Genomic DNA, 25,940 nt, shown 5'->3' with positions numbered 1-25,940 from the left:
CTTTCGCGGGAATGACGAAATGAGCCGCACATCAGTGGTTCGCCTCCGCCTTGGCCGGGGCGGCGTGCGCCGCTGTCCCTGCAGCAAAGGCCGGATCGAAGCTGGGCTTGGCACGGTCGATCCGCTGCACCAGCGCGCCGATGTCCTGACGCATCGGGGCGAGGAAGCTCTCCGGATAGACGCCCATCCACAGCACCACGGCGGCAATGGCGCCTAGGCTGACGATCTCGCGTCCGTTCAAGTCCGGCAGCGCCTCCGCCTCTGGCGTACGCGCGACCCCGAAGGCGATCCGCCAATAAAGGTAGAGCGCATAGGCGGCGCCCAGGATGATGCCTGTCGTGCAGAGCGCGGTCGCCCAGGTCGAGACCTGCCAGGCACCCATCAGCGACAGGAACTCGCCGACGAAACCGCTCGTCCCCGGCAGGCCGATCGACGCCATGGTGAAGAGCAGGAACAGCAGCGCATAGCGCGGCATGTTGTTGGAGAGGCCGCCATAGGCCGCGATCTCGCGCGTGTGCAGCCGGTCGTAGATCACGCCGACGCAGAGGAAGAGCGCGCCCGAGACCAGGCCGTGCGAGAGCATAACGATCATCGCACCCTCGAGACCCTGCCGATTGAACGCGAACAGCCCGATGGTCACGATCGCCATGTGCGCGACGGACGAATAGGCGATCAGCTTCTTCATGTCCGCCTGCACCAGCGCGACCAGCGAAGTGTAGACGACGGCAATGCCGGAGAGGATCAGCACCAGCCAGATCAGCTCAGACGAAGCTTCCGGGAACATCGGGATCGAGAAGCGGATGAAGCCATAGCCGCCAAGCTTCAGTAGCACGCCGGCCAGGATGACCGAGCCGGCGGTCGGTGCCTGCACGTGCGCGTCGGGCAGCCAGGTGTGGACCGGCCACATCGGCACCTTAACCGCAAAGCTGGCGAAGAAAGCCAGCCACAGCCAGGTCTGCGCCTCGACGGGGAAGTCGGTCGCCATCAGCGTCGGAATGTCGGTGGTGCCGGCGAAGTTCGACATCCACAGCATGGCGATCAGCATCAGGACCGAGCCGAGCAGAGTGTAGAGAAAGAACTTGTACGACGCGTAGATGCGGTTCGCGCCGCCCCAGATGCCGATGATCAGATACATCGGGATCAGACCGGCTTCGAAGAAGATGTAGAACAGGAACAGGTCCTGCGCGGCGAAGGTGCCGATCATCAGCAACTCGACCATCAGGAAGGCAGCCATATATTCGGGCACACGCTTCTCGATCGAGGTCCAGCTCGCGAGGATGCAGATCGGCATCAGGAAGACGCTGAGCATGATCAGCATCAGCGCGATCCCGTCGATGCCGAGTGCCCAGGCGAAGCGGCCGAACACGGGCACATTCTCGACGAACTGCCATTGCGGCGCTCCCTCGCCCTGCCGGAACGTCACCCAGAGCAGGATGCCGAGCGCCAGATCAACCAATGTGGCGAAGAGCGCAATCCGGCGGGCATTCTCGGCGCTTAGATACAGGCACGCAATCGCCGCCGCGGTCGGCACCGCGAGCATTAGCGAGAGAATGGGGAATCCGAGCTGATTCACTTTTCTTCTCTCGTCATCCCCGCGCAAGCGGGGACCCACCTGCAGGATGCAGCCGGAATAGAAAACTGGGTTCCCGCTTTCGCGGGAATGACGAAGTGGCTGTGGTTCATGCCGCGATCGCCCAGGTGGCGAGGCCGGCCAGGCCGATCAGCATGACGAACGCATAGGTATAGACATAACCTGACTGAAGGCGGCCGCTCACCCGGCTGGTGCCGGCGACAAGGGCGGCGGCGCCATTGGGGCCGAAGCGGTCGATCGTGCCTTCGTCACCGCGCTTCCAGAAGAAGCGGCCAACGGCAAAGGCCGGGCGGACGAAGACGAGATGATAAAGCTCGTCCCAATACCATTTGTGCAGGAAGAACTTGTAGAGGCCGCCAAACGTATCGGTGAAACGCTGCGGCACCGACGTGTCCTTGATATAGGCCCACCAGGCGACGAGCAGGCCGACCAGCATCGCGACCGTGGCCGAGAGCTTCACCCACAACGGCACCTCGTGCATTTCGTGCATCAGGTGCGCGTCGAACGCCAGGCTGCCGGCCCAGAACGCCGCGCCATGCTCCGCGTCGAGGAAATAATGGTGGAAGGCCCAGCCAGCGAGCACCGCGCCGACCGACAGCAGCACCAGAGGCGCCAGCATCGACCAGGGGCTCTCATGCGGATGATAACCGCCGGTGCCATGCGGCACTTCGTCATGCGCGGCGTGGTGGGTCGAAGGCGTATGCCCCGCATCTTCCTGCGCCGGCGGGTTGTCGTGACCATGGTGATCGTGCGCGTCATGAACCGCGTGCTGGATATGCTCGGACGCAGCCCAGCGCGGCGTGCCGAAAAAGGTCAGGAAGACGAGCCGCCAGGAATAGAAGCTGGTCAGCAGCGCCGCGAACACGCCGACGGCGAAGGCCACGCCCCCAATGTCGGACCCATTGGCAAACGCCGCCTCGAGGATTGCGTCCTTCGAATAGAAGCCGGCAAAGCCGAACACGCCCGCCACGCCCACACCGGTGATCGCTAGCGTGCCGAGCGTCATTGCCCAGAAGGTGATCGGGATTTCCTTACGCAAGCCGCCATAAAAGCGCATGTCCTGCTCATGGTGCATAGCGTGGATCACCGAGCCTGCGCCCAGGAACAGCAGCGCCTTGAAGAAGGCGTGGGTGAAGAGGTGGAACATCGCCGCGCCATAGGCGCCGACGCCGGCTGCAAAAAACATGTAGCCGAGCTGCGAGCAGGTCGAATAGGCGATCACGCGCTTGATGTCGGTCTGCGTCGTGCCGACCGTCGCCGCGAACAGCGCCGTCGCCGCGCCCACGATCGTGACCACCGTCAGCGCCGTGTCGCTCGCCTCGAACATCGGCGACATGCGGCAGACCATGAACACGCCCGCCGTCACCATCGTCGCGGCGTGGATCAGCGCGGAGACCGGCGTCGGACCTTCCATCGCATCGGGCAGCCAAGTGTGGAGGCCAAGCTGCGCCGACTTGCCCATCGCGCCGATGAACAGCAGCAGGCAGAGCAAGGTCATCACGTCGACGCTACCGCCTAGAAATCCGACGGTCGCGCCGGCCATGGTCGGCGCGCGCTCGAGGATCTCCGGAATGGAGACGGTGCCGAACACCCAGAAGGTGCCGAAAATGCCGAGCATGAAGCCGAAATCACCGACACGGTTAACCACGAACGCCTTGATGGCGGCGGCATTGGCGCTCGGCTTATGGTACCAGAAGCCGATCAGCAGATAGGATGCGAGGCCCACCCCTTCCCAGCCGAAAAACATCTGGACCAGGTTATCGGCAGTCACCAGCATCAGCATCGCGAAGGTGAAAAGCGACAGATAGGCGAAGAAGCGCGGCTGGCTGTCGTCCTCCGCCATATAGCCCCAGCTATAGAGGTGGACGAGCGCGGAGACGGTCGTGATTACGACCAGCATCACCGCCGTCAGCGTATCGACGCGTAGCGCCCAATCGACTTGGAAGGGTCCCGAGCTGATCCACTGCAGCACCGGCGCGACATGCGCGTGCTCTGTGTGCGTCAGGAACCCGATGAAGATCGGCCAGCTGAGCGCGCATGAGATGAACAGCGCGCCTGTGGTGATCGCCTTGGCGGCGGTGTTGCCGATGGCGCGATTACCCAGTCCAGAGACGATCGCCGCCAGCAGCGGCAGGAAGACGATTGCCTGGATCATCCGTGCATCCGGTTCGCGTCGTCGACCGCGATGGTGCCGCGGTTGCGGAAGTAGATAACGAGGATGGCGAGCCCGATCGCCGCTTCACCGGCGGCGACGGTCAGCACGAACATGGCGAACACCTGGCCGACCAGGTCGCCCAGATAGGCGCTGAACGCGACCAGGTTGATGTTCACGGCAAGCAGGATCAGCTCGATCGCCATCAGGATGACGATGACGTTCTTCCGGTTGAGGAAGATGCCGAGAACGCCCAGCACGAAAAGGATCGCCGAGACGGTCAGGAAGTGGTTGAGGCCGATCACTTGAACAACTCCGTTCGTGTCGAGCGAAGTCGAGACACCCTGGTTAGCGACGACGGCTTCTCGACTTCGCTCGAAGCGAACGGGCGAAGGGGGGCCATCACAGCTCCACCCCCACGCCGACGGGCTGATTGACGTTGCGCGTCGCGTCCTCGGGGCGCCGCAGCACCTGCTTGCCGGGGTTTTGCGCCCTATAGTCCTTGCGATCGCGGTGGGTGAGCACGATCGCGCCGATCATCGCCACCAGCAGCACCAGGCCGGCGGCTTCGAAGATGTAGAGGTATCGCGTGTAAAGCAGTTGCCCGAGCGCCTGGATGTTCGACATGCCGGCAGGCGTCGCCGACCGGCCGGCCAGCGCGATGGCGCCCGATCCGCGGATCGTCACGGCGATGATGATCTCCGCCAGCAGCGCGATCGCAACCACGCTGCCGAAGCCTAGGTAGCGGGTGAAGCCCGCCCGCAGCTCGGCGAAGTCGATGTCGAGCATCATCACGACGAACAGGAACAGCACCGCAACGGCGCCGACATAGACGATCACCAGCAGCATCGCGATGAACTCCGCGCCCAGCAGAAGCATGAGCCCGGCCGCGTTGAAGAACGCCAGGATCAGCCACAGCACGCTGTGCACCGGGTTGCGTGCGGTGATCGTCAGCAGCGCCGACAGGATCATCACACCGGAAAAAAGGTAGAAGGCGACGGCCTGGATCATGGGTTGGCGGGCCGCTTAACGATAGGGCGCATCGGCGGCAAGGTTCGCCGCGATCGAACGCTCCCAGCGGTCGCCATTCTCGAGCAGCTTCTCCTTGGTGTAGATCAGCTCCTCGCGCGTCTCGGTCGAGAATTCGAGGTTCGGCCCCTCGACGATGGCGTCCACCGGGCAGGCTTCCTGGCACAGCCCGCAATAGATGCACTTGGTCATGTCGATGTCGTAGCGCGTGGTGCGGCGGCTGCCGTCCTCGCGTGGTTCCGACTCGATCGTGATGCACATCGCCGGGCAGATCGCCTCGCACAGCTTGCAGGCGATGCAGCGCTCTTCGCCGTTCGGGTAACGGCGCAACGCATGCTCGCCGCGGAAGCGCGGGCTTAAGGGGTTGCGCTCATAGGGGTAGTTGATCGTCGCCTTGGGCTTGAAGAAGTAACGCAGCGTCAGCGCATGCGCCTTCAGAAACTCCCATAGCGTGAACGCCTTGATGTGTTGGGCGAGGCTCATGAAACACCTTGGTAGCGGGTCAGCATCAGGAAGCCCGACACGAGGAACACCCACATGATCGACAGCGGCAGGAAGATCTTCCAGCCCAGCCGCATGATCTGGTCGTAGCGGTAGCGCGGGACGGTCGCGCGGACCCAGCTGAATATGAAGAAGAAGAAGAAGATCTTGGCGAATAGCCAGATGATGCCGGGAATGTCGAACCAGGGGATCAGGTCGATGTTGAGCGGCGGCAACCAGCCGCCCCAGAACAGGATGGCATTCAGCGCGCACATCAGCAGCACATTGGCGTATTCGCCGAGCCAGAAGAGCGCGAAAGCCATCGACGAATATTCTGTCTGATAGCCGGCGACCAGTTCCGACTCCGCTTCGGTCACGTCGAACGGCGTCCGCGCCGTCTCCGCCATGGAGGAGATCAGGAACACAACCCACATTGGAAAGAGCAGCGGGTTCAGCACGAAGCCGTTGAAGATGCCGAAGATATGGCCACGCTGCGCGTCGATGATGCCCTGCAGGTTAAAGGTGCCGGCCCAGAGCACGACTGAGATCAGGACGAAGCCAATGGAGACCTCGTAACTCACCATCTGAGCAGCGGCGCGCAACGCACTGTAAAACGGGTATTTCGAGTTGGAGGACCAGCCCGAGATGATCACTCCGTAAACGCCCAGGGACGAGATGGCGAGAATGTAGAGCAGCCCGACATTTATGTTGGCGAGCACCATCTCCGGGCCGAACGGGATCACCGCCCAGGCCATCAGCGCCACCGTGAAGGTGATAATCGGCGCCAGCAGGAACAGGCCCTTGTTCGCCGCTGTCGGGATGATGGTTTCCTGCAGGAACACCTTCAGCCCGTCGGCAAAGCTCTGCAGCAGACCGAAGGGCCCGACTACGTTCGGCCCACGCCGTAGCGCCATCGCCGCCCAGACCTTGCGATCGACATAGATGATCATCGCCACCGCCAGCATCAGCGGCAGCGCGATCAGCAAGATCCCGATCAGCGTCGCTACGAACCAGCCGCCTTCATAGCCCAGATAGGAGGCGAAGAAGTCAGTCATCATCAGATCCTCCCCGGGACGGGAAGGGGACCGCCGCAAAGCGGTGGTGGAGGGGGGACTGGGACCGGTGCAGGTGGAGGCCCCCCTCCACCATGCTGCGCATGGTCCCCCTCCCCGTCCCGGGGAGGATCTGAGAAGTGCCCATCACTCCGCCGCCTCCGCAAAGTCCTGGCCGTGCGTGATCTCGGCCGAGCAGCGTTGCATCGTGGGGCTTGCACGGCAGATCGCGTTGGTCATGTAGAAGTCGGCGATCGGGTAGGACATCGGGCCCGAGCCCTCGGTGGACAGCGACGGCGGGCTCCATTCGAACGGAGCGATCGCGCCGTCAAGGCCGAGCGCGGGTACTTCGGCGACCATTGCTGCGCGGAGGCCTTCGAGCGTGTCGAACGGCAGCGGCTTGCCGAGCACATCGGACAGCGCCCGGAAGATTTTCCAATCCTCGCGTGCTTCGCCGGGGGGGAAGACAGCCTTCTGTGCGACCTGAACCCGGCCTTCCAGGTTCACATAGGTGCCGCTCTTTTCGACATAGGATGCGGCGGGCAGGATCACGTCCGCGTGGTGAGCGCCCTTGTCGCCGTGATGACCGATATAGACTTTGAAGCTGCCGGCGAGCTGCCCGAAATCGACTTCGTCAGCGCCCAGCAGGAAAGTGAGCTTCGGCGCCGCCGAGAAGACCGCGCGGATGCCACCGGGCTGCGCATAGCCGAGCATCAGCCCGCCCATCCGTGCTGCGGAGAAATGCAGCGCGTTGAACCCGTTCCAATCGTGACGAACGAGGTTCAGCGACTTGGCCAGCGCCAGGCTCGCGCCTTGCGCCGCCTTCAGCCCAGCCCCTCCGACAATCACGGCCGGGCGCGACGCCGCCGCGAACGCGTTGGTTACCTCCGCCGGCAGCTTGCCGACGAGCGCCGCGTCATTGCCGAGCCAGTTCACCTTATAGGTGAGGTCCACCTCCGGGCCGATCCCAAACACCCGGGCACCGCGACGCATCGCTTTGCGGATGCGCGTATTGACCAGCGGCGCTTCGAGCCGCGGGTTGGTGCCGATCAGCAGGATCGCGTCGGCTTCCTCGATGCCGGCGATAGTCGTGTTGAAGTTAACCGCCGCAAGGCTGCTGGTGTCGTAAGCCAAGCCCGTCTGCCGCCCTTCGAGCAACGACGAACCGAAGGACCGCAGCAGCGCCTTCGCCGCATACATGGTCTCGCAGTCGACGAGGTCGCCGGCAATCGCCGCCATGCCGCCATCCGCGTGCTTCGCGATCTCGCCGAACGCGTCCTGCCAGCTCGCATGTGCGAGCTTGCCGTTCCGACGCACGAACACTTTGTCCAACCGGCGCCGGACCATGCCATCGATAGCGTGGCGCGATTTGTCCGACAGCCACTCCTCGTTCACATCCTCGTTGATGCGCGGCAGCACGCGCATCACCTGCCGCCCGCGGCTGTCGAGCCGGACGTTCGATCCGACCGCGTCATGCACGTCGATGGAGGGCGTCTTCTTCAGCTCCCACGGCCGCGCCTCAAAGCTTTGTGGCTTTTGCAGCAGCGCGCCGACCGGGCAGAGATCGGCGACATTCCCGGACAGCTCGCTGGTCAGCGTCTTTTCGAGGTACGTCGTGATCTGCATATTCTCGCCGCGGCCGATCGCGCCGATCTCCTCGACGCCCGCGACCTGCTCGGCAAAGCGCACGCAGCGCGTGCACTGGATGCACCGGTTCATCGAGGTCTTGATGATCGGGCCCATATATTTGTCGGTGACCGCGCGCTTATTCTCGTCGAAGCGCGAAAAGCCGCGGCCATAGGCCATGGCCTGGTCCTGCAGGTCGCACTCGCCGCCCTGATCGCAGATCGGGCAGTCGAGCGGGTGGTTGATCAGGAGGAACTCCATCACCCCTTCCCGCGCCTTTTTGACCATCAGGCTGTCGGTGCGGACTTCCTGATTGTCGGCGGCGGGCAGCGCGCAGCTGGCCTGGGGCTTGGGCGGCCCCGGTTTCACCTCGACCAGACACATGCGGCAATTGCCGGCAATGGCGAGGCGCTCGTGATAGCAGAAGCGCGGGATTTCCTTGCCCGCGGCTTCGCAGGCCTGGAGTATGGTCGCGCCCTGAGGGACTTCGACCTCGATCCCGTCGACGGTGAGTTTAGGCATTAGAAATCAGGCTCCGGGCCGAGCCTCTAGACGGGGGTTCCGGGCGGGGCAAGGGTCGAACCACATGCTTGCTCCCCGGTAAGGGCCGGGGAGCGTTGGCGGTGGCGACTAGGCCCCGGCCTGCGCCCGGAACGGCTGTTTACCGCAACCCTTCGGGTCCCAGTTCCGGACCCTTGTTGGTCATCTGGCCCGCCCAATAGCGCGCCGACACGTGATAAGCGGCCTGCGCGATCGCGCTCCTTAGCTCGCCACGGCCATAGGCCATGCGCGCCGCGCCTTGGCAGGCGGAGAGCCACGGCGCCAGAGAGTCGAAAATCCGGCCTTCGACTTCGGACGCGGGCTCGCTCTTGATCAGCTTCTCGGCGCCCTGCGGATTGCTGCGCGCCACGCAATCGGCGGTGAGGAACAGCGTCTTGGCAGGATCCTCCGCGCCCATGAGATCCTTTTCGACCGGTAGCTTGAAGCTTGCGAGGTCATAGACGGCCCGCTGGGGCTGCATGCCAAAATCGGCAAAGTCCCGCTTGTATAGCTCCTGCGCGATGCCGCCGCGCAAAGCCGAAATCGAGACTGTCTCCGTAGCGGCGTTCCGGCACTTGCCGGCTCCACCGAGCGAAGCCGCCGACCAGTCGACCTGGTTGCCCGAGAGCGGCAGGGTCTTGAGGAGCGAAACGGCCGCACCCCGGTCCGCCTTGACGATGCACTTGCCCAGTTCGGCAGCAGCCTTGGCCGGGCTGGGAATGTTCGCCTGAGCCGGCGGCGCCGACGCTGAAACTGCCAGAATGCCGAGAATGAGCAGCTTCCCCATCTGAACCCTCCTCCATTTCGAGCGTCGAAACGCCCGTTCGTTGCGCACACATCATGCGCCCGAGGCAGGGCTTTGGAAAGAGGAGTCTATTCCGCGGCCTGGGCCAGTAGGGACGCGCCGCGCTTCTCGATAATGCGGCGCTCGATCTCGGGGCGGAAGTGGCGGATTAGACCCTGGATCGGCCAGGCGGCGGCGTCGCCGAGCGCGCAGATGGTGTGGCCTTCGACCTGCTTGGTGACTTCCTCCAGCATGTCGATCTCTTCGATCTCGGCATTGCCTTCGCGTAAGCGCTCCATCACGCGCCACATCCAGCCGGTGCCTTCGCGGCACGGCGTGCACTGGCCACAGCTCTCATGCTTGTAGAAATAGCTGAGGCGGCTGATCGCGCGGACGATGTCGGTCGACTTGTCCATGACGATGATCGCGGCGGTGCCAAGGCCGGATTTCAGGTCCTTCAAAGCATCGAAGTCCATCGGGCAGTCGATAATCTCGTGCGCTGGCACCAGGGGCACGGACGAGCCGCCGGGGATCACCGCCAGCAGATTGTCCCAGCCGCCGCGAATGCCGCCGCAATGCTTCTCGATCAGCTCTCGGAACGGGATGCTCATCGCCTCTTCGACGACGGTCGGCCTGTTCACATGGCCGCTGATCTGGAAAAGCTTGGTGCCTTCGTTCTTCGGCCGCCCAAAGCTGGCGAACCAGGCCGCGCCGCGCCGCAGGATCGTCGGCACCACCGCGATGGATTCGACATTGTTGACCGTCGTCGGGCAACCATAGAGACCCGCGCCCGCCGGAAAGGGCGGCTTCAACCGCGGCTGGCCCTTATGGCCCTCCAGGCTCTCGATCATCGCGGTTTCTTCGCCGCAGATATAGGCGCCGGCGCCGCGGTGGACGAACACGTCGAAGTCGTAGCCGGAGCCCGCCGCGTTCTTGCCGAGAAAGCCGCGGTCATAGGCTTCGGCCACGGCCGCGAACAGCGTCTCCGCCTCGCGGATATATTCGCCGCGGATGTAGATATAGGCCGCCCGGGCCCGCATCGCGAAGCCGGCGATCAGCGCGCCTTCGATCAGCTTGTGCGGATCGTGGCGGATGATCTCGCGATCCTTGCAGCTGCCCGGCTCGGACTCGTCGGCGTTGATGACGAGGAAGCTCGGTTTGCCGGGCTTCGGCTCTTTGGGCATGAAGCTCCACTTCATTCCCGTGGGGAAGCCGGCCCCGCCCCGCCCGCGCAGCCCCGATGCCTTCACCTCATCGATGATGCCGTCCTGACCCTTCAGCATCAGGCTCTTGGTATCGTCCCAATCGCCACGGGCGATGGCCGCGTCGATGCGCCAATCCTGATAGCCGTAGAGGTTGGTGAAGATGCGGTCCTTGTCAGCGAGCACGTGCCGAAACCTCAAATATACTCGTCATCGCGAGGAGCGCAGCGACGCGGCAATCCGGAGAGCGGGGCGCCGCACTGGATTGCTTCGCTGCGCTCGCAATGACGGAGAAGCTGCGCGTCACGCCGCCCACTCCGACCTGTAATCGTGATTTTCCGAGACCATCGCCTGCAGCGTGGTCGGCCCACCCTCAGGCGCGCTGGTCTGGCGGCCGATCTGCGACAAGGTCTTCGGTTGCTCGCCCCTCGCCAGCGCGTCGAGCACGGCCAGCGTGCTATCGAACGTCAAGTCTTCGTAATTGTCGTCGTTGATCTGCACCATCGGCGCATTGGCGCATGCGCCGAGGCACTCGACCTCGCTCAGCGTGAACAGCCCGTCCGCGGTGGTCGAGCCCTTCTTCAGCCCGCGCTCATGGCACGCCCGGAACACGTCGTCGGAGCCGCGCAGCATGCACGGCGTCGTCCCGCAAACCTGCACATGGAAGCGACCCACCGGCCCCAGATTGTACATGGTGTAGAAGGTCGCGACTTCGTATGCCCGGATGAACGGCATATCGAGGAACCTGGCGACGAACTCGATCACCGGGATCGGCAGCCAGCCGGCCGTGTTCGTCTCAACGCCGACCTGATTCTGCGCCAGGAACAGCAAAGGCATAATCGCCGATTGCTGCCGCCCCGCCGGATAGCGACCGATGATCTCGCGCGCCTTCTCCTCATTGGCGGCGGTCCAGCCGAACGCGCCCCAACGCGCGCGGACCTCGGCCTCGTCCGGGATTTGAACTGCGTCAGCCATCAACGATCACATTCACCAAAAACGATATCGATCGCGCCCAGCACCGCGGTCACGTCCGCCAGCATATGGCCCTTGCACATGAAATCCATCGCCTGGAGGTGGCTGAAGGCGGTCGGGCGGATCTTGCAGCGCCAGGGTTTGTTCGAGCCGTCGGAGACCAGATACACGCCGAACTCGCCCTTGGGGCTTTCGGTCGCGACATAGACTTCGCCGGCCGGCACGTGAAAGCCTTCGGTGTAGAGCTTAAAGTGGTGGATCAGCGCTTCCATCGAGCGCTTCATCTCGCCGCGCTTCGGCGGCACCACCTTGCGGTCGAGGCTGGCGATCGGCCCGTCCGGCATCTCGTTCAGGCACTGCTTCATGATCCGCGCGGATTGATAGACTTCCTGAACGCGCACCATGAACCGGTCGTAGCAATCGCCACGGGTGCCGACCGGCACCTCGAAGTCCATCCGGTCGTACACGTCATAGGGTTGCGACTTGCGCAGATCCCACGGAATGCCCGCGCCGCGGATCATGGGCCCGGAAAAGCCCCAGGCGAGCGCGTCTTCCTTGCTGACGGTCGCGATGTCGACGTTGCGCTGCTTGAAGATGCGGTTGTCGGCGACCAGGCTGATCGCGTCGCCGAACAGGCGCGGCAGGCGCTTGTCGAGCCAGTCGCCAATGTCCGCGAGCAGCTTCAGCGGCGCATCCTGATGCACCCCGCCCGGGCGGAAATAGGCCGCATGCATGCGCGCGCCCGACACCCGCTCATAGAAGTTCATCAGGTCTTCGCGCAGCTCGAACAGCCACAGGTTCGGCGTCATCGCGCCGACGTCCATGATGTGCGAGCCGAGGTTCAGCAAATGGTTCTTGATGCGCGTCAGCTCGGCCCAGAACACGCGGAGATATTGCGCCCGCAGCGGGACTTCGAGGTCGAGCAATTTCTCGATCGCCAGGACGTAGGAATATTCCTGGCTCATCGGCGACGCGTAATCGAGCCGGTCGAAATAGGGTACCGACTGTAGGTAGGTCTTGTTCTCGATGAACTTCTCGGTGCCGCGATGAAGCAGGCCGACATGCGGGTCGACCCGCTCGATGATCTCGCCGTCCAGCTCCAGCACCAGGCGCAGCACGCCGTGCGCAGCCGGATGCTGCGGGCCGAAGTTGATCGTGTAATTCTGAATCTCGACGTCGCCGGCATTCTGGTCGCCGGGTTCGATCTCGCGCCGAAGGGTGTCGAGTGCCTCAGCCATGACGCACCTCGTACACAACACTCTGTTCCCCGGCGAAGGCCGGGGCCCAGTTTACTCCTGGCTCACGGCGCGTGAGCTGGACCCCGGCCTGCGCCGGGGAACGCGTAATCTCAGCCATTCTTGCCCTCCGGCAGGTCGGTGGTGCGCGGCGGGACCGGCTCGGCGGTCTCCGGCTGCGCCTTGTCGGCAGGCGGCTCGGCGGGAGCGCCGTCCTTCTGCACCGGCTTTTCCTGCGGCTGGTTGCCGGGGTGCGGCTGGCCGGCGCCCGTCTCCTTGACCGACTCGGTGACCTTTACTTCCTCGACCGGCGGCTTCGCGGCAGTGCTGGTGACGGTTCCTGCCTTCGATATCTGATCCGCGGTCAGGGGCGTCGGCGCACCCTTGGCTTCCGGCACGGCCTTTTCGTCGCCCGGCAGCACATATTCGGCGCCTTCCCAAGGCGAGGTGAAGTCGAACGCCCGGAAGTCCTGCGCCAGCTTCACCGGCTCGTAGATGACGCGCTTATGCTCTTCGGAATAGCGCATCTCGACATAGCCCGTCATCGGGAAGTCCTTGCGCAGCGGATGCCCGCGAAAGCCATAGTCGGTGAGGATGCGGCGCAGGTCCGGATTGCCGTCGAACAGGATGCCATACATGTCGTACGCCTCCCGCTCGAGCCAGCCGGCGACTGGCCACAGGCCCGTCACGCTCGGCACCGGCGTGTCCTCGTCCGTCGAAACCTTGACGCGGATTCGGTGGTTCCTGGTCACCGAAAGCAGGTGATAGACGACTTCGAACCGCTCGGGCCGCGACGGATAGTCGACGCCGGCAATCTCCATCAGCTGCTGATAGGCGAACTGGTCGCGCAGCGTCCTCATCGTCTCAACCAGGCTGTCGCGATCGACGATCAGCGTGACCTCGTACACGTGCTCGACGGCATCGAGCACCGCCCCGCCCAGTGCAGACCGGACAGCGTCGATCACGCCCTCATTCGACGCGATGCGTGGGGCCGGGCTCAGCATCCGATCCTCCCTGGCACGGGGAGGGGGACCGCGCGCGCCAGCGCGTGGTGGAGGGGGGGCAGGGACCGGCACAGGTGGAGGGACCTCTCCACCATGCTCCGCATGGTCCCCCTCCCCGTCCCGGGGAGGATTTCAGTCTGCGCCCTCACCGCTCGATCGTCCCCTCGCGGCGTATCTTTCGCTGCAGCTGCATGATGCCGTAGAGCAAGGCCTCGGCCGTCGGCGGGCAGCCTGGCACATAAATGTCCACCGGCACGATGCGGTCGCAGCCGCGCACCACCGAGTAGCTATAATGGTAATAGCCGCCGCCGTTCGCGCAGGATCCCATCGAAATCACGTATTTGGGCTCCGACATCTGGTCATAGACCCGGCGCAGCGCGGGAGCCATTTTGTTGCAGAGCGTGCCCGCGACGATCATCACGTCGGACTGGCGCGGGGAGGCGCGTGGGGCAACGCCGAACCGCTCCAGATCGTAACGCGGCATGTTGACGTGGATCATCTCGACCGCGCAGCAGGCAAGGCCAAAGGTCATCCACCACAGCGACCCAGTCCGCGCCCATTGGAACAGGTCCTCGGTCGAGGTAACGAGAAAGCCCTTGTCCGACAGCTCGGAGTTGAGGTCGTTGAAATAGTTCTGGTCCGGCAGCGTCCCCTCAGACGGGAACTTGTTTTCGGCCGGCGAGAGCATCACTCCCATTCGAGCGCTCCCTTCTTCCACGCATAGATATAGCCGAGCACCAGCTCGCCCAGGAAGATCATCATCGCCCACCAGGCCGCCCAGCCGGTGCCCATCAGAGAAACCGCCCAGGGAAAGAGGAAGGCCGCTTCCAGGTCGAAGATTATGAACAGAATGGCGACCAGATAGAAGCGCACGTCGAACTGGCTGCGGCTGTCCTCAAAGGCCGGAAAGCCGCACTCATATTCGCTGAGCTTTTCCGGATACGGCTTGTGCGAGCCGGTAAAGCGCGCGGCCACGATCGGCAGGAACACGAATGCGCTGGACAGCAGCAGCGCCACGCCCAGGAATAATAGGATCGGCAGATAGCCGGCGGCGACGGACGCCATCAAGGGAACTCCGACAGGAACTTGGGCGGGCATCTAGGCCGCTGCTTGGTGCGACGCAACAGTTTCGACCCGCCACGGAATGGAACCCCGGACTCGCACCACCCGTTCCGACCCGCACGCCGCCTGCGGGCGGTCGTGAACAGGAGGATGCCATGAAGATATTTGCTCCCGTGCTGCTTGCAGCATTGGCGCTGCCGGCCGCTGCAATGGCGCAGCAGACCGGCAACGACACCAGCACCGCAACCGAAACGCAGGAACGCTATTCCGAGGGGCAAGGCGACGATTTCCCGATCGGTCTGCTGGGCCTGCTCGGGCTTGCCGGTCTGCTCGGCCTGCGCCGGCGCAACGACACCCATCACGTCAACCGCTGATCGAGGATCGCCGAGATGAGAAAGCCACTGTTAGCCTTCGCAATCGCCACCGCCCTGTTCGTGCCCGGAATGGCCTCGGCCCAGTCGAATGCCGCGGTCGACACGTCCTATGGAACGCCGCCGCCGGAAGACGATAACGACTTCCCCTGGGGCCTGCTCGGCCTGCTCGGCCTGGCGGGACTGATCCCGCGCAAGCGCCACGACCATGTCAACATAGACAACCGCACCAACCGCTAAGGGAGGCGGCGGGGCCGTTTGTCTGATTTCGTCATCCCGCGAAAGCAGGGGCCCAGCCGCCCGAAGGGCCACAAGAAATCTGGGTTCCCGCTTTCGCAGGAATGACGCGTGAAAAATGATCAGCGCAGTGCGCCCGCGACCAGCTTGTGTAGGCGGGAGTGGAGGCCGTCGTTCGCGGCGAGGAATTCGTTGCGCTCCATGATCCGCTCGCCGCCGCGAAAGTCGGTGACGAAGCCGCCCGCCTCGCGGACCAGCAGCACGCCGGCCGCCACGTCCCAAGGCTGAAGGCCGCTCTCCCAGAAGCCGTCATATCGCCCGGCCGCCACCCAGGCGAGATCTAGCGCCGCCGATCCCAGCCGCCGGATGCCGGCAACTTCAGGCGCCACCGCGCCGAAGATGCGGCTCCACTGCGCCAAGTCGCCATGGCCCTTGTACGGGATGCCGGTCGCGATGAGCGCGTCGGCCAAGTCGCGGCGCGAGGACACGCGCAGGCGCTGATCCTGCAGCCAGGCGCCCCTGCCCTTTTCCGCCCAGAAGCTCTCGTCGGTCAGCGGCTGATAGACGATGCCGCTGGTCACTTCGCCGGACGGCTCCTGCACCGCGATCGAGATGGCGAAGTGCGGAATGCCGTGCAGGAAGTTGGAGGTGCCGTCCAAGGGATCGACGATCCAACGCGGCTTGGACGGATCGCCTTCGATCTCGCCCGCTTCTTCCATCAGGAAACCCCAGTCGGGCCGCGCCTTTTTCAGTTCCTCATAGAGCGTGCGCTCGGCGCGCTGATCCGCCTGGCTGACGAAATCGGCCGGGCCTTTGCGTGAGACCTGCAAATGCTGCACTTCGTTGAAGTCGCGCCGCAGCCGCGGCGCCGCCTTGCGCGCGGCGCGCTCCATGACGGTCAAAAGGCCTGAATGACTGGGCAATGCCAAACTCCGTTCGTCTCGAGCGAAGTCGAGAGACATTGGTGCAATGACAAGCGTATCTCTACTTCGCTCGACACGAGCGGGTCTAGGTTACGCTCTCACAGCTTAGTCCGCGCGGCGGACATATTCCTTGTTGTAAACATCGACCACGATCCGGGTTCCGCTGGCGATGTGCGGCGGCACCATCACGCGCACGCCATTGTCGAGCACGGCGGGCTTGTAGCTGGAGGAGGCCGTCTGCCCCTTCACCACTGCGTCGGCCTCGACGATGGTCGCTTCGATCTGATCGGGCAGCTGCACGGAGATCGGCTTTTCCTCGTGCAGCTCCAGCACCACGTCCATGCCGTCCTGCAGGAACGCCTCCTCGTCGCCCAGCATGTCGGCCGGCAGCGAGATCTGGTCGTAATTGTCCTTGTCCATGAAGACGAGCATGTCGCCGTCGCGATAAAGGAACTGAAAGTCCTTGGTGTCGAGCCGGACCCGCTCGACCCGCTCGTCCGAGCGGAAGCGGTTGTTGGTCTTGCGGCCGTCGATCAGGTTCTTCATCTCGACCTGCATATAGGCGCCGCCCTTGCCCGGCTGCGTATGCTGGATCTTGACCGCGCGCCACAGCCCGCCCTCGAATTCGATGATGTTGCCGGGACGGATGTCCACGCCGCTGATCTTCATGTGACCGACCTTGAGAAAGACTGGAAAGTGGCGCGGCCTCTAGCGAGCGGCGGCTTTGCCGGCAAGCAGCGGATAGGGATTTACCTCCCGCCCCTGATGCCAGCGTTCGCCGCGATCCATCCGCTTCACCTCGAAATGAAGGTGCGGCCCATCCTCGCTCGCGCTGCCGGTGGAGCCCACCGTGCCGATCACGTCGCCGGCGCCGACCCGCTGCCCTTCCCGCAGCCCGTAGCGATAGCTGTCGAGATGCGCATAGTAATAGACGGTGGTGCCGTCATTGCTGCGGACATAGACGGTGCGCCCGCCATTGACGCTGTCGAACAGCTTCTCGACCAGGCCCGGCGCCGCGGCGACCACGGGTGTGCCCTTGGGCGCCATGATGTCGATGGCATTATGCCGGCGTGACCCCCCGCCTCTGCTGTCACCCCAGCTGTCGGTCAGCTGCTGCGGCTTGATGCCTGCAACGGGGATGACGAGGCCGTCCGCCGGCGCGGCAGCGACCGAAGGCGCCGGCTCATCTGCCTCGCCGCCGGGGTTCAGCATCAGCCCGAGCGCCACCCCTGCCAGCACAAACAGCAGCAGCAGGATCCAGCCGAGGCGCGTCAAGGGCTACTCCTGAAAGGTCGCCCGTGTGCCGGGCTTCACCATCAGCGATAGACGCGCCACGTCCCAGTTGGTCAAGCGGATACAGCCGTTCGATTCCGCCCGGCCGATGGTGTTCGGGTCGGCCGTGCCGTGGATGCCATAATGTTCCTTGGACAGGTCGAGCCAGGCGACGCCGACCGGATTATTCGGTCCCGGCTTGATCATCAGCTCGGGATCGCTCTTGTCCGCTTTCTTCAGGATTGCCGGCTGATAATGCCAGGGGGGCATATAGCTGTGCGCGGTGATCTTCCACTCGCCGAGCGGCAGCGGATCGCGTTCCGATCCCATCGTCGCCGGGAACTGCGCGATTAGCCGCTCGCCGTTGAAGACGCGCAGCACGCCGTCCGACTTGTCGACCACCACGCGGTCGCCCTGCGGCTGCTCGGCATTGACGTTGAGCGCGGACAGCAGCTCGCGCGCCTTCTCGTCCTTGACCTTATAGTCGCGCGTATAGGGTAGCGCGCTCGGCACCACGATCGGCTGGCCGGCGCGCAACGGCGTGTCGGGGCTATTCAGCGCCAGCAGCGTCGCGGGCGTGGTGTGAAAGCGCTCGGCGATCTTCTCGAGCGCCGTCCGGTAGCAGAGACAAGGCAGCTTCGCCTGCTGCTCCGGATCCTTCGGGATGGGATTGGTGAACGGCCCTGCGAGGTCGATCTGGGAGATGCGGACCAAGGTCGTCGGGCGAATGGCACGATATTGATGGAGAGTTCGCAGCGTCGGCTGGTCGATCTTGCCGGTTACCTGCAGCCCGCGCGCTTGCTGGAACCCGCGCAGGGCAAGCTTCAGCGACTCGCCTTCCTTGCCGTCGATCACGCCGGGGGAGAAACCCAGCCGGTCGAGGATCACCTGAACGTGCATGATCGTGCGGTCGATACCAGGATCGGACGTCACGGCCTGGTTGGTCTCTGCCGGGGGCGCCTGCCTTGCCGGCTGCGCCGACAACGCCGCCGCCATGGCCGAAACCGAACCCACTCCCAACAGCATCAGGATCTTCTGCACGCGTGCGCACCTCCTTATTTGATCCAGGTCAAACGCGAGGTGCGGCCATTCTTTCCAGACGTGCAGCTTTGTCGCCCGTCACAGCGGATTCGTCGCTTCTGTGCAATACGACTCGGCAGGACCAGCGTATCGGCCCCGCCATAGGAGTTGATCACGTGCGTAGCTTCGCCAACGACGATAGGACCAATCCGACTGCTCCGGCGGCGGGCCGGTTCGGCATCGCCCGCTCCGACGGGCTTGAGCTGCGCATCTACCGCCCCGTCGGCTGCCCCAGCGTGGAGCAGTTCGCCGCCCGCTTCCACGTCGCCAACGACCGCGGAAACCGGCCGAGCGCCGCCTAGCCGAACAGTTCGGCGAACCTCTTCACCGCCGCTGCCTCGCCTTCGGGCGCGTTCCACACCCCACCGCACACCGCCAGAAAATCCGCGCCGGCCTCGATCAGCGGCCGCGCATTGACAGGCGTGATGCCGCCGATCGCGACGCACGGTATCTCGAAGATCGTCGACCACCAGCCAAGGATTGCCGGCTCCGGATGATGGCGCACTTCCTTGGTGGTCGTCGGATAGAAACTGCCGAACGCCACATAGTCGGCGCCCGCCTCCCCGGCCTCCATCGCCAGATGCTTGCTGTCATGCGCCGTGACGCCGATCTGGGCCCCGGGCCCGAGCACGCGCCGGGCGTCACGCGGATCGCCGTCATCCTGACCGAGATGGACACCGTCCGCCCCGATCCGCTTCGCCAAGCTGATCGAGTCGTTGACGATGAAGGCGACGTCCCGCTCCTTGCAGATCGTGAGCAGCGGCTCGGCCATCGCCGCGGCCTGATGCTGGTCCACGCCCTTTACCCGGAACTGGAACGCGGCGACCGGCGCCGCGTCCAGCGCCCGCTTCAGACGCTCGGGAAAGGCACCGCCCACTTCCAGCGGCGAGATCAGGTAAAGCTGGCAAGGTCCGCGCTCTTCGTCGCGCGCGAACAGTTCGGCGAATGACTCGTTGACCATCGATGATCCGTATCGGCTGCTCCGGCTGGAACTACCGGCATTGGCGCGGGGTGTTCTATCCCGATCGCCTTCCCGTCAAGCGCTGGTTCGATCACTATGCGGCGCATTTCGACACGGTCGAGGTGAACGCCAGCTTCTACCGCCTGCCCGAAGCGAGCACCTTAGCCAAATGGCGAGACCAGGCGACCCCAGGCTTTTGCTACGCGATCAAAGCGCCGCGCTTCATCACCCACATGCGCAAGCTGAAGGACTGCGACGAGAGCATGGCCGAGTTCCTGGGCCGTGCGCGCAATCTGGGTGAGAGGCTCGGCCCGATCCTCTACCAACTGCCGCCCCGCTGGCGCTTCGATCGCGACCGCCTGGAACGCTTCCTGGACCTGCTGCCCGCCGACCTCACCCATGTCTTCGAGTTTCGCGAGCCGAGCTGGCTGGAGCCGGAGGTGCTGGCCCTGCTCGACAGCCGCGGCATCGGCTTCTGCGCCCACGACATGCCCGGACTGGCCACGCAACGCGGAGCGGCCGGCACCACTGCCTATGTCCGCTTCCACGGCGCCTCAGGCAAATATTGGGGCCGCTACTCCGAAGAAGCGCTGGCCGGCTGGGCCGAATGGATGCGCGCCGAGGAGGCGAAAGGCCGCACGGTCTGGGCCTATTTCAACAACGACATCCACGCGCACGCCATCTCCGACGCCAAGGCTCTGCGGCGGTTGATCGAAGAACTCTAAGCAGATCCGAGCCTGACTTTCGGCACTTGTCGGCATCAGGGCGGCAGCGCACACCGGCACAAATCATGGGGAGAATGCATATGCGCGTCAGTCGCCGGTCGATGATCCTTGGGGCCGCGGCAGCGGCGGTTGCCCGCCCCGCCTTCGCGCAGGGCGGCCGCGGATGGTATGGCCGCGCCATCGTCATCGATGCTCTGGGCGGCGTGCGCGATCCCTATGGTCCGAACGGCGTCGCACGGCTGAGCGACCGCGCATGGAAGGAGATGCAGGCCACCGGCGTAACCATGCTGCGCGATACCGTCTTCCCGGTCGGCAATGTCGCCGATCCCTGGGGCGACTACCAAAAGGCCATCAAGGAGAAACAGGACGAGCTCGCCGCCAACACCGACCGGCTGATCCTCGTCCGCACGGCAGCTGATATCGTGAGGGCCAAGCGCGAAGGCAAATTCGGCGTGCTCATCGGCACGCAGGACACTTGCATGGTGGGCCCGGTGCTCGATCGGCTGGCGCAGCTGAAGAAGGACGGCGTGATGACCGTCCAGCTGACCTACAATAATCGCAATCTGTGCGGAGACGGGTCGCTCGAGCCGGCCAATGCCGGATTGTCGAAACTCGGCCGTGCGACGATCGAGCGCATCGAGGCCGAGAAGCTGCTGCTGGACCTGAGCCATGGCGGCGCCCGCACGATGGCCGAGGCGGCGGCGCACGCCAAGCGCCCGCTCGTCATCAGCCACACCGCCGCCCGAGCGCTCACCGACCATCCCCGCAACACCGCCGACGAGACGATCAAGGCGGTCGCCCACAAGGGCGGCGTGATCGGCGTCTATTTCATGCCGTTCCTGACCCTCGACAGCCAACCGAAGGGCGAAGACCTGATCCGGCACATCGAGCATGTCGCCAAGGTTGCCGGCGAGGATCACATCGGCATTGGCACCGACAATGGCGTGCTCGCCCGCGTGATCGACGACGAAGCGCGCCGGCAGAACCGCGAATGGCATAAGACCCGCGCGGACGCCGGCATCGCGGCACCGGGCGAGGGGCCGGACGTCTTCCCGCTTGTCGCCGACTATAACAGCCTCGACCGCTTCCAGCGCCTCGCCGACGCCCTCGCCCGCCGCGGCTGGTCGACGTCCCGGCTGGAGAAATTATTCGGCGGCAACTTCCTCAGGGTCTATCGCGACGCTTGGGGTGCTTGAGCACCTCTCTTCGTCATCCCCGCGAAAGGGGGGAACCAGCTTCTTCTTTCTTCACTACTCCATTCTGGGTCCCCGCTTTCGCGGGGATGACGAGCAGAATAGCTAGAACGCACCTCCCGTCTCTACCTCACGCACCCGGTTCCGCCCGCGCGAGCGATTGACGAGCGTCCGCATCGTCTCCCGTATCTCCGAGGCGGCCGGGATGTCGGGCAGATAATAGGGCGCGCGGTGCGTCGTGGCGTCCGTGGACCGGATTGAAATGGTACCGATCCCGGCCATCCGGTTCAGCAGCGAACAATCCATGCCGAGCTCGCGGATGCGGAACAGCTCGATCTCATCCTCCTTCTGGAAGATGATGCCGAGCCGCAGCCGCAGGCGCTGATCGGTCAGCTCGTAGCGCGAGCCGACATTGCGCCACCAGCGCATCGCGATCAGCACGACACCGACGCCAACCGCACACAGGATCAGGCTCGTCCAGCCCGCGAAGCTTCCGACCAGCCAGCGCGATGTGCTGGGCCTGAACCTGATGATCGTTTGCTCCACCGCCGCTCCCCCTGCTGCGAAGGACAGACTGACGCGGCACTGCGCACGGGCAAGCGACAATCGATCCGAAACGGAGCGAGTCTGAAGTTTCGCTGTCCTACTCGCGTCGCTGCGCGTTAGCCTAACGGGGCCGAACAGCCCTTTGAGTCGTGAAGATCACCCAATCTTTCGAGTTCAGCCGCACATCCTGCACAACCTGCACGCCTGACGTCCCGTGACCTTTGTTACCTTTGTGCGTTCCGGAGCTTGGCCGAGCCGGCCGCTCCGAGCACTGCGGCCCCGGCCAGCATCCAGACGCCGGGAAAGCCCCAGCCGACCGCGCCGCTGACGAGCAGGGCGGCGCCAGCCGGAAGCAGAGCCAGGATCAAGGCGAGCGTCGCGGCCGGTCCCGAGGGACGAGCGGCAACGAATGCCCAGACCAGCGCAACGACCAGCCAGTCGAGCGACGGCAAATACCAGAGCGCCTGCAGCATCTCGCCGCGCTGGCCGGTGAGCCAGCTTGACACCATGCTGCCGCCGCTGCCGTGGAACAGCGCGGTCGCCAGCAGCAGGACGGCCGCCAGCCCGAGCAGCCCCCGGCCCAGCTTCACGCGTCGACCAGGCTTTTGTTGGTTGAGGCCTGATGGATTTCGTCGATGGCGCTGCCCAGCGACGCGCCGAACTCCTCGTCGCTCATCTGGTAGCGCAGGTCCTCGAGCAGCGCGCGGCTGAAGCTTGCGATCATGCCGCGGTTCTTGGCGAGTTCGGCACAGGCTTCAGGGCGGGCAAAGCCACCCGATAGTGCGACCACCCGAAGCACGCGCGGATGATCGACCAGCGCATCGAACAGTCCGGGCTGAGCCGGGATCGACAGCTTCAGCATCACCTTGTCGCTACCGGGCATCGCATCGAGCGCCTTCAGCAGCTCGTCGCGCAGCATCTCGTCCGCCTTGGCGCGCTCCGGGCTCTTGATGTTCACTTCCGGCTCGATGATCGGCACCAGGCCGTGGGCGAGCACCTGCTGGCCGACTTCGAACTGCTGGCGGACGATCGCGGCAATGCCCTCGCGGTTGGCGAGGTTGATCACCGACCGTTCCTTGGTGCCGAACACGCCCAGGCCCTTGGCGCGGGTGAGCAACTGGTCCAGCTCCGGCATCGGCTTCATCAGCTGAACGCCGTTCGCTTCCGCCTCCAGCCCCTTGTCGATCTTGATGAAGGGCACCACGCCTTTCTCGATCAGCGCCTGCGGCACCGGCTTGCCGTCCACCTGGCCGTCCATGGTCCGCTCGAACAGGATCGCGCCGATCACCTTGTCGCCGTTGAAGCACCCGGCCTTGATGATCCGCGAGCGCATGTCGTGGATCAGCGCGAACATCTCCTCGTCGCTCGACCAGGCGCCTTCCTCGATGCCATAGCCCTTAAGCGCCTTGGGCGTGGACCCGCCGCTCTGGTCCAACGCGGCGATAAAGCCATTGCCCGCGGCGATTTTCGCAGTCATCTCGGCAGTGTTCATGTCGTTCGTCCCTGAGTTGATTGTTAGAGCGCCAGCCATCGGCGCAAGGCGATGTCGATTGCCTGCATGGTGGCGACATCGAGGCTTCCAATCACGCCATCGATGCGCTCGACCGGGTGGGTGTAGATAAGGTCCACTTGCACCTCGCTCGGCAGGCGCAGGCCGTTGGCGGCAGTCGGTGCGACAAAGGGCCGCTGCCCCTCCGCACCGCGCAAATGCGACGTAAGCGGGCACCCGGTCACCCTGATCGGCGCGTCGAGGGCACTATCGCGCTGGACGACGACATAGGGGCGCGGCTTGCCCGCCGGCGTGTTCGGTTCCCGCACAAGGATCAGGTCACCTCGCTTCATCGTACTGGCGGTGGACCTTCGGGACCCCAATCATACCCACCGTCCTCAGCGTCAAGGAGCCGCGAAAAGGCATCGCTCGCCGCCTCCGCCACTCGACGATCTGCGTCGGTGGCATGCGCTGCATGGAGCGCTGCGGCGCGACGTATCTGCTCGTCAACCTCTTCACGTTCGAGACGGTCCAAAATCCAGTCTCGCGCGACGACGCTCTTAGGCCGACCGGCCTCACGCGCATGACGAGCCAATCGCCGCTCCGCATCTTCGCTAAGCCTGATCCCCAGCATCTTCGCCTCTGTTAAACATGTTCAACATAAGCATGCGACATCACGGGGTCAACGCCGCAACTCCTGGCAGTTCCTTGCCTTCCATCCATTCCAGGAACGCGCCGCCCGCGGTCGACACGAAGGTAAAGTCGTCCGCCACGCCGGCCTGGTTCAGCGCCGCGACCGTGTCGCCGCCGCCGGCGACCGACACCAGCGATCCCTCCCGGGTCAGCGCCGCCGCCGTCCTGGCCAGGCTGACCGTCGCCGCGTCGAACGGCGGCGTCTCGAAAGCGCCGAGCGGGCCGTTCCAGACGAGCGTGCGGCAGGTCTTCAGCACGTCCGCCAGCGCCTCGGTTGCGGCGGGGCCCACGTCGAGGATCATCTCGTCGGCGCCAACTTTATGGACGTTGACGGTGCGCGTCGGCGGGTTCGGCCTGAACTCGGTCGCGACCACCACGTCGTACGGCAGATGCACCGTGCAGTTGGCGCGCTCCGCCGCCTCGAGGATCTGCTCGGCGGTGCCGGTCAGGTCATGTTCGCACAGCGACTTGCCGACATTCACTCCCCGCGCCGCCAGGAAGGTGTTCGCCATGCCGCCGCCGATGATCAAATGATCGACCTTGGTGACCAGATGCGTCAGCACGTCGAGCTTGGTCGAAACCTTCGCTCCGCCGACCACCGCCGCGACCGGATGTTCGGGATTGCCCAGCGCCTTCTCGAGCGCGGCAAGCTCCGCCTCCATCTGCCGCCCGGCAAAGGCGGGCAACTTGTGCGCCAGCCCCTCTGTCGAGGCATGCGCCCGGTGCGCAGCCGAAAAGGCGTCATTGACGTAGAGGTCGCCCAGCGCCGCGAACCGGTCGATCACCGCCGGATCGTTCTTCTCCTCTCCGCCGAAGAAGCGGGTATTCTCCAGAAGTGCCACGTCGCCCGGCTGCAGGTCCGCCACGGCGGCGGCCGCATCTTCCCAGTCGACATATTGCACCGGCCGCCCAAGCACCGCCTCGAACGGCTTGGTCACCAGCGCGGTCGAGAATTCCGGCACGGGCGCCTTGGGCCGTCCAATATGGGCGAGCACCAGCACGATCGCGCCCTTGTCGGACAGCTCCGCCACGGTTGGCACCGCGGCGCGCAGCCTTGTATCGTCCGTCACCTTGGCTTCGTTGAGCGGCACGTTCAAATCCTCACGGACCAGCACGCGCTTGCCCCGGATGTCGCCCATGTCGTCGAGCGTCTTGTAGGTCATTGCTCACCTTCGATGATGATCGGGTCCCCCACCCGGATTTCCCCGTCGCTCAGCACACGGCCCAGCACGCCGCCGCGCCAGTCGGGCTTCAGCGCTTCCATCAGACCGGACGCGACCTGTTCCATGCGGATGCAGGGATCGCATTCCATCGTGGTCTCGATGCGTGCGGTGTCGCCGATGCGAATGAAGGCGCCGGCGCGCTGCGGCAGGTCGAGGCCGTCAACCAGCAAATTTGCGCGCCTTTCCTGCCAGGGCACATCTGCACCGATCTCCGCCGTCGCCGCTCGCCAGTCGCCAAGCTCCATGAGCGAGACCTGGCGCTTGTTCTTGCCGTTCTTGACGATCCCCCGCGCGTCGCCGGTTACGCCCATGGCGGTCGAGAGAAAGGCCCGCTCGATCACCTCCATGGGCGCGCCTGGATACGCCTTGCGCGCGATACCTTTGAGCGTGCCAACCGCACTCGCTTCGTCATCCCCGCGAAAGCGGGGACCCAGCTCTTTCTCTTCCGTTCCGGTCATAAGCCATTGGGTTCCCGCTTTCGCGGGAATGACGAGGTAG

General features: G+C 64.7%; 30 protein-coding genes. 5 read left to right on the top strand and 25 right to left on the bottom strand.

Annotation, left to right across the window (positions count from 1 at the left end):
• Nucleotides 1-31 precede the first annotated feature (31 nt).
• The 14 genes from VGT77_RS06880 to ndhC form a co-directional block, all read right to left on the bottom strand.
• Nucleotides 32-1,540: an NADH-quinone oxidoreductase subunit M gene (locus tag VGT77_RS06880; protein WP_414713364.1), complete on the bottom strand. Its 1,509-nt coding sequence runs from the start codon at nt 1,538-1,540 to the stop codon at nt 32-34.
• A gap of 139 nt (nt 1,541-1,679) precedes the next feature.
• Nucleotides 1,680-3,746, bottom strand: coding sequence for an NADH-quinone oxidoreductase subunit L (nuoL, locus tag VGT77_RS06875; protein ID WP_327460874.1), 2,067 nt, complete (start codon nt 3,744-3,746; stop codon nt 1,680-1,682).
• Nucleotides 3,743-4,048 (bottom strand): NADH-quinone oxidoreductase subunit NuoK, encoded by a 306-nt coding sequence (nuoK, locus tag VGT77_RS06870; RefSeq protein ID WP_327460872.1) that lies wholly within the window; start codon nt 4,046-4,048, stop codon nt 3,743-3,745. Before nuoK ends, nuoL begins: the two co-directional genes overlap by 4 nt.
• Before the next feature lie 97 nt (nt 4,049-4,145).
• Nucleotides 4,146-4,754: an NADH-quinone oxidoreductase subunit J gene (locus VGT77_RS06865; RefSeq protein WP_327460870.1), complete on the bottom strand. Its 609-nt coding sequence runs from the start codon at nt 4,752-4,754 to the stop codon at nt 4,146-4,148.
• Nucleotides 4,755-4,769: 15 nt separating this feature from the next.
• Nucleotides 4,770-5,255, bottom strand: a complete 486-nt coding sequence (nuoI, locus tag VGT77_RS06860) for an NADH-quinone oxidoreductase subunit NuoI (protein WP_327460868.1) — start codon at nt 5,253-5,255, stop codon at nt 4,770-4,772.
• Nucleotides 5,252-6,307, bottom strand: a complete 1,056-nt coding sequence (nuoH, locus tag VGT77_RS06855; RefSeq protein WP_327460928.1) for an NADH-quinone oxidoreductase subunit NuoH — start codon at nt 6,305-6,307, stop codon at nt 5,252-5,254. Before nuoH ends, nuoI begins: the two co-directional genes overlap by 4 nt.
• Nucleotides 6,308-6,451: 144 nt before the next feature.
• Nucleotides 6,452-8,452, bottom strand: a complete 2,001-nt coding sequence (nuoG, locus tag VGT77_RS06850; RefSeq protein WP_327460866.1) for an NADH-quinone oxidoreductase subunit NuoG — start codon at nt 8,450-8,452, stop codon at nt 6,452-6,454.
• A gap of 139 nt (nt 8,453-8,591) precedes the next feature.
• Entirely contained in the window at nt 8,592-9,257 is a 666-nt protein-coding gene (locus VGT77_RS06845) for a hypothetical protein (protein ID WP_327460865.1), read from the bottom strand.
• A gap of 86 nt (nt 9,258-9,343) precedes the next feature.
• Nucleotides 9,344-10,642: an NADH-quinone oxidoreductase subunit NuoF gene (gene nuoF / locus VGT77_RS06840; protein WP_327460863.1), complete on the bottom strand. Its 1,299-nt coding sequence runs from the start codon at nt 10,640-10,642 to the stop codon at nt 9,344-9,346.
• A 117-nt stretch (nt 10,643-10,759) separates the two neighbouring features.
• On the bottom strand, nt 10,760-11,431 hold the full coding sequence (locus VGT77_RS06835; protein ID WP_327460861.1) for an NAD(P)H-dependent oxidoreductase subunit E: 672 nt from the start codon (nt 11,429-11,431) through the stop codon (nt 10,760-10,762).
• A complete protein-coding gene (locus VGT77_RS06830; RefSeq protein ID WP_327460859.1) occupies nt 11,431-12,666 on the bottom strand; it encodes an NADH-quinone oxidoreductase subunit D in 1,236 nt (411 codons plus the stop codon). The genes VGT77_RS06835 and VGT77_RS06830 overlap by 1 nt, the downstream gene beginning before the upstream one ends.
• A gap of 110 nt (nt 12,667-12,776) precedes the next feature.
• Nucleotides 12,777-13,667: an NADH-quinone oxidoreductase subunit C gene (locus tag VGT77_RS06825; protein ID WP_327460857.1), complete on the bottom strand. Its 891-nt coding sequence runs from the start codon at nt 13,665-13,667 to the stop codon at nt 12,777-12,779.
• Nucleotides 13,668-13,812: 145 nt separating this feature from the next.
• On the bottom strand, nt 13,813-14,364 hold the full coding sequence (locus VGT77_RS06820) for a NuoB/complex I 20 kDa subunit family protein (RefSeq protein WP_414713361.1): 552 nt from the start codon (nt 14,362-14,364) through the stop codon (nt 13,813-13,815).
• Entirely contained in the window at nt 14,355-14,732 is a 378-nt protein-coding gene (ndhC, locus tag VGT77_RS06815) for an NADH-quinone oxidoreductase subunit A (RefSeq protein WP_327460855.1), read from the bottom strand. The genes VGT77_RS06820 and ndhC overlap by 10 nt, the downstream gene beginning before the upstream one ends.
• 152 nt (nt 14,733-14,884) lie before the next feature.
• Here ndhC and VGT77_RS06810 point away from each other — a divergent pair, with 152 nt between their 5' ends.
• Together VGT77_RS06810 and VGT77_RS06805 are read left to right on the top strand one after the other, a co-directional pair.
• On the top strand, nt 14,885-15,103 hold the full coding sequence (locus VGT77_RS06810; RefSeq protein WP_327460853.1) for a WGxxGxxG family protein: 219 nt from the start codon (nt 14,885-14,887) through the stop codon (nt 15,101-15,103).
• 15 nt (nt 15,104-15,118) lie between these two features.
• The gene (locus VGT77_RS06805; RefSeq protein WP_327460851.1) at nt 15,119-15,340 is read left to right on the top strand and encodes a WGxxGxxG family protein; all 222 of its coding nucleotides are present in this window, start codon (nt 15,119-15,121) and stop codon (nt 15,338-15,340) included.
• 119 nt (nt 15,341-15,459) lie between these two features.
• Here VGT77_RS06805 and VGT77_RS06800 read toward each other — a convergent pair whose 3' ends face one another.
• From VGT77_RS06800 to VGT77_RS06785, 4 genes are all read right to left on the bottom strand, one after another.
• Complete coding sequence (locus tag VGT77_RS06800) at nt 15,460-16,260, bottom strand: inositol monophosphatase family protein (protein ID WP_327460849.1); 801 nt, start codon at nt 16,258-16,260, stop codon at nt 15,460-15,462.
• Between the two features lie 105 nt (nt 16,261-16,365).
• Nucleotides 16,366-16,929: an elongation factor P gene (gene efp, locus VGT77_RS06795; RefSeq protein WP_327460847.1), complete on the bottom strand. Its 564-nt coding sequence runs from the start codon at nt 16,927-16,929 to the stop codon at nt 16,366-16,368.
• Nucleotides 16,930-16,968: 39 nt separating this feature from the next.
• Nucleotides 16,969-17,535 (bottom strand): M23 family metallopeptidase, encoded by a 567-nt coding sequence (locus VGT77_RS06790; RefSeq protein ID WP_327460845.1) that lies wholly within the window; start codon nt 17,533-17,535, stop codon nt 16,969-16,971.
• Between the two features lie 3 nt (nt 17,536-17,538).
• The gene (locus VGT77_RS06785) at nt 17,539-18,573 is read right to left on the bottom strand and encodes a L,D-transpeptidase family protein (RefSeq protein WP_327460843.1); all 1,035 of its coding nucleotides are present in this window, start codon (nt 18,571-18,573) and stop codon (nt 17,539-17,541) included.
• A 155-nt stretch (nt 18,574-18,728) separates the two neighbouring features.
• Between VGT77_RS06785 and VGT77_RS06780 the strand changes: the two genes are divergently transcribed.
• The gene (locus VGT77_RS06780; RefSeq protein ID WP_327460841.1) at nt 18,729-18,914 is read left to right on the top strand and encodes a hypothetical protein; all 186 of its coding nucleotides are present in this window, start codon (nt 18,729-18,731) and stop codon (nt 18,912-18,914) included.
• On the opposite strand, the gene thiE is transcribed toward VGT77_RS06780, so the two are convergent.
• Complete coding sequence (thiE, locus tag VGT77_RS06775) at nt 18,911-19,573, bottom strand: thiamine phosphate synthase (protein ID WP_327460840.1); 663 nt, start codon at nt 19,571-19,573, stop codon at nt 18,911-18,913. The two genes, VGT77_RS06780 and thiE, sit on opposite strands and share 4 nt — an antisense overlap.
• Nucleotides 19,574-19,575: 2 nt before the next feature.
• Between thiE and VGT77_RS06770 the strand changes: the two genes are divergently transcribed.
• Nucleotides 19,576-20,298, top strand: coding sequence for a DUF72 domain-containing protein (locus VGT77_RS06770; RefSeq protein WP_327460838.1), 723 nt, complete (start codon nt 19,576-19,578; stop codon nt 20,296-20,298).
• Nucleotides 20,299-20,399: 101 nt separating this feature from the next.
• Nucleotides 20,400-21,494, top strand: coding sequence for a dipeptidase (locus VGT77_RS06765; protein WP_327460836.1), 1,095 nt, complete (start codon nt 20,400-20,402; stop codon nt 21,492-21,494).
• A gap of 102 nt (nt 21,495-21,596) precedes the next feature.
• Here VGT77_RS06765 and VGT77_RS06760 read toward each other — a convergent pair whose 3' ends face one another.
• The 6 genes from VGT77_RS06760 to VGT77_RS06735 form a co-directional block, all read right to left on the bottom strand.
• Nucleotides 21,597-22,037 (bottom strand): PH domain-containing protein, encoded by a 441-nt coding sequence (locus VGT77_RS06760; RefSeq protein ID WP_327460834.1) that lies wholly within the window; start codon nt 22,035-22,037, stop codon nt 21,597-21,599.
• 224 nt (nt 22,038-22,261) lie between these two features.
• On the bottom strand, nt 22,262-22,627 hold the full coding sequence (locus VGT77_RS06755) for a hypothetical protein (RefSeq protein ID WP_327460832.1): 366 nt from the start codon (nt 22,625-22,627) through the stop codon (nt 22,262-22,264).
• Nucleotides 22,624-23,529 (bottom strand): fructose bisphosphate aldolase, encoded by a 906-nt coding sequence (locus VGT77_RS06750; RefSeq protein WP_327460830.1) that lies wholly within the window; start codon nt 23,527-23,529, stop codon nt 22,624-22,626. Before VGT77_RS06750 ends, VGT77_RS06755 begins: the two co-directional genes overlap by 4 nt.
• 23 nt (nt 23,530-23,552) lie before the next feature.
• The gene (locus VGT77_RS06745) at nt 23,553-23,879 is read right to left on the bottom strand and encodes a type II toxin-antitoxin system PemK/MazF family toxin (protein WP_327460828.1); all 327 of its coding nucleotides are present in this window, start codon (nt 23,877-23,879) and stop codon (nt 23,553-23,555) included.
• 321 nt (nt 23,880-24,200) lie between these two features.
• Nucleotides 24,201-25,382, bottom strand: a complete 1,182-nt coding sequence (locus tag VGT77_RS06740) for a phosphoglycerate kinase (RefSeq protein ID WP_327460826.1) — start codon at nt 25,380-25,382, stop codon at nt 24,201-24,203.
• A complete protein-coding gene (locus tag VGT77_RS06735) occupies nt 25,379-25,900 on the bottom strand; it encodes an MOSC domain-containing protein (protein ID WP_327460824.1) in 522 nt (173 codons plus the stop codon). Before VGT77_RS06735 ends, VGT77_RS06740 begins: the two co-directional genes overlap by 4 nt.
• Nucleotides 25,901-25,940: the final 40 nt, after the last annotated feature.

Origin of the sequence: Sphingomonas sp. (genome assembly GCF_035944535.1) — a bacterium.
In the GTDB taxonomy this organism is placed as follows: Bacteria; Pseudomonadota; Alphaproteobacteria; order Sphingomonadales; family Sphingomonadaceae; genus Sphingomonas_B.
Note: the sequence above shows the minus strand (reverse complement) of the source record. Positions and strands in the feature narration are given on the sequence as shown.

Excerpts from the sequence above, each read along its gene's own strand:
- VGT77_RS06835 (WP_327460861.1), bottom strand. The coding sequence starts at position 11,431 with ATGGCTGACGCAGTTCAAATCCCGGACGAGGCCGAGGTCCGCGCGCGT.
- VGT77_RS06740 (WP_327460826.1), bottom strand. The coding sequence starts at position 25,382 with ATGACCTACAAGACGCTCGACGACATGGGCGACATCCGGGGCAAGCGC.
- VGT77_RS06880 (WP_414713364.1), bottom strand. The coding sequence starts at position 1,540 with ATGCTCGCGGTGCCGACCGCGGCGGCGATTGCGTGCCTGTATCTAAGC.
- nuoI (WP_327460868.1), bottom strand. The coding sequence starts at position 5,255 with ATGAGCCTCGCCCAACACATCAAGGCGTTCACGCTATGGGAGTTTCTG.
- VGT77_RS06805 (WP_327460851.1), top strand. The coding sequence starts at position 15,119 with ATGAGAAAGCCACTGTTAGCCTTCGCAATCGCCACCGCCCTGTTCGTG.
- VGT77_RS06765 (WP_327460836.1), top strand. The coding sequence starts at position 20,400 with ATGATCCTTGGGGCCGCGGCAGCGGCGGTTGCCCGCCCCGCCTTCGCG.
- VGT77_RS06735 (WP_327460824.1), bottom strand. The coding sequence starts at position 25,900 with ATGACCGGAACGGAAGAGAAAGAGCTGGGTCCCCGCTTTCGCGGGGAT.
- VGT77_RS06825 (WP_327460857.1), bottom strand. The coding sequence starts at position 13,667 with ATGCTGAGCCCGGCCCCACGCATCGCGTCGAATGAGGGCGTGATCGAC.
- nuoG (WP_327460866.1), bottom strand. The coding sequence starts at position 8,452 with ATGCCTAAACTCACCGTCGACGGGATCGAGGTCGAAGTCCCTCAGGGC.
- VGT77_RS06865 (WP_327460870.1), bottom strand. The coding sequence starts at position 4,754 with ATGATCCAGGCCGTCGCCTTCTACCTTTTTTCCGGTGTGATGATCCTG.
- VGT77_RS06745 (WP_327460828.1), bottom strand. The coding sequence starts at position 23,879 with ATGAAGCGAGGTGACCTGATCCTTGTGCGGGAACCGAACACGCCGGCG.
- VGT77_RS06770 (WP_327460838.1), top strand. The coding sequence starts at position 19,576 with ATGATCCGTATCGGCTGCTCCGGCTGGAACTACCGGCATTGGCGCGGG.
- thiE (WP_327460840.1), bottom strand. The coding sequence starts at position 19,573 with ATGGTCAACGAGTCATTCGCCGAACTGTTCGCGCGCGACGAAGAGCGC.
- VGT77_RS06830 (WP_327460859.1), bottom strand. The coding sequence starts at position 12,666 with ATGGCTGAGGCACTCGACACCCTTCGGCGCGAGATCGAACCCGGCGAC.
- nuoL (WP_327460874.1), bottom strand. The coding sequence starts at position 3,746 with ATGATCCAGGCAATCGTCTTCCTGCCGCTGCTGGCGGCGATCGTCTCT.
- ndhC (WP_327460855.1), bottom strand. The coding sequence starts at position 14,732 with ATGGCGTCCGTCGCCGCCGGCTATCTGCCGATCCTATTATTCCTGGGC.
- efp (WP_327460847.1), bottom strand. The coding sequence starts at position 16,929 with ATGAAGATCAGCGGCGTGGACATCCGTCCCGGCAACATCATCGAATTC.
- VGT77_RS06820 (WP_414713361.1), bottom strand. The coding sequence starts at position 14,364 with ATGGGAGTGATGCTCTCGCCGGCCGAAAACAAGTTCCCGTCTGAGGGG.
- VGT77_RS06750 (WP_327460830.1), bottom strand. The coding sequence starts at position 23,529 with ATGAACACTGCCGAGATGACTGCGAAAATCGCCGCGGGCAATGGCTTT.
- nuoH (WP_327460928.1), bottom strand. The coding sequence starts at position 6,307 with ATGACTGACTTCTTCGCCTCCTATCTGGGCTATGAAGGCGGCTGGTTC.
- VGT77_RS06845 (WP_327460865.1), bottom strand. The coding sequence starts at position 9,257 with ATGGGGAAGCTGCTCATTCTCGGCATTCTGGCAGTTTCAGCGTCGGCG.
- VGT77_RS06810 (WP_327460853.1), top strand. The coding sequence starts at position 14,885 with ATGAAGATATTTGCTCCCGTGCTGCTTGCAGCATTGGCGCTGCCGGCC.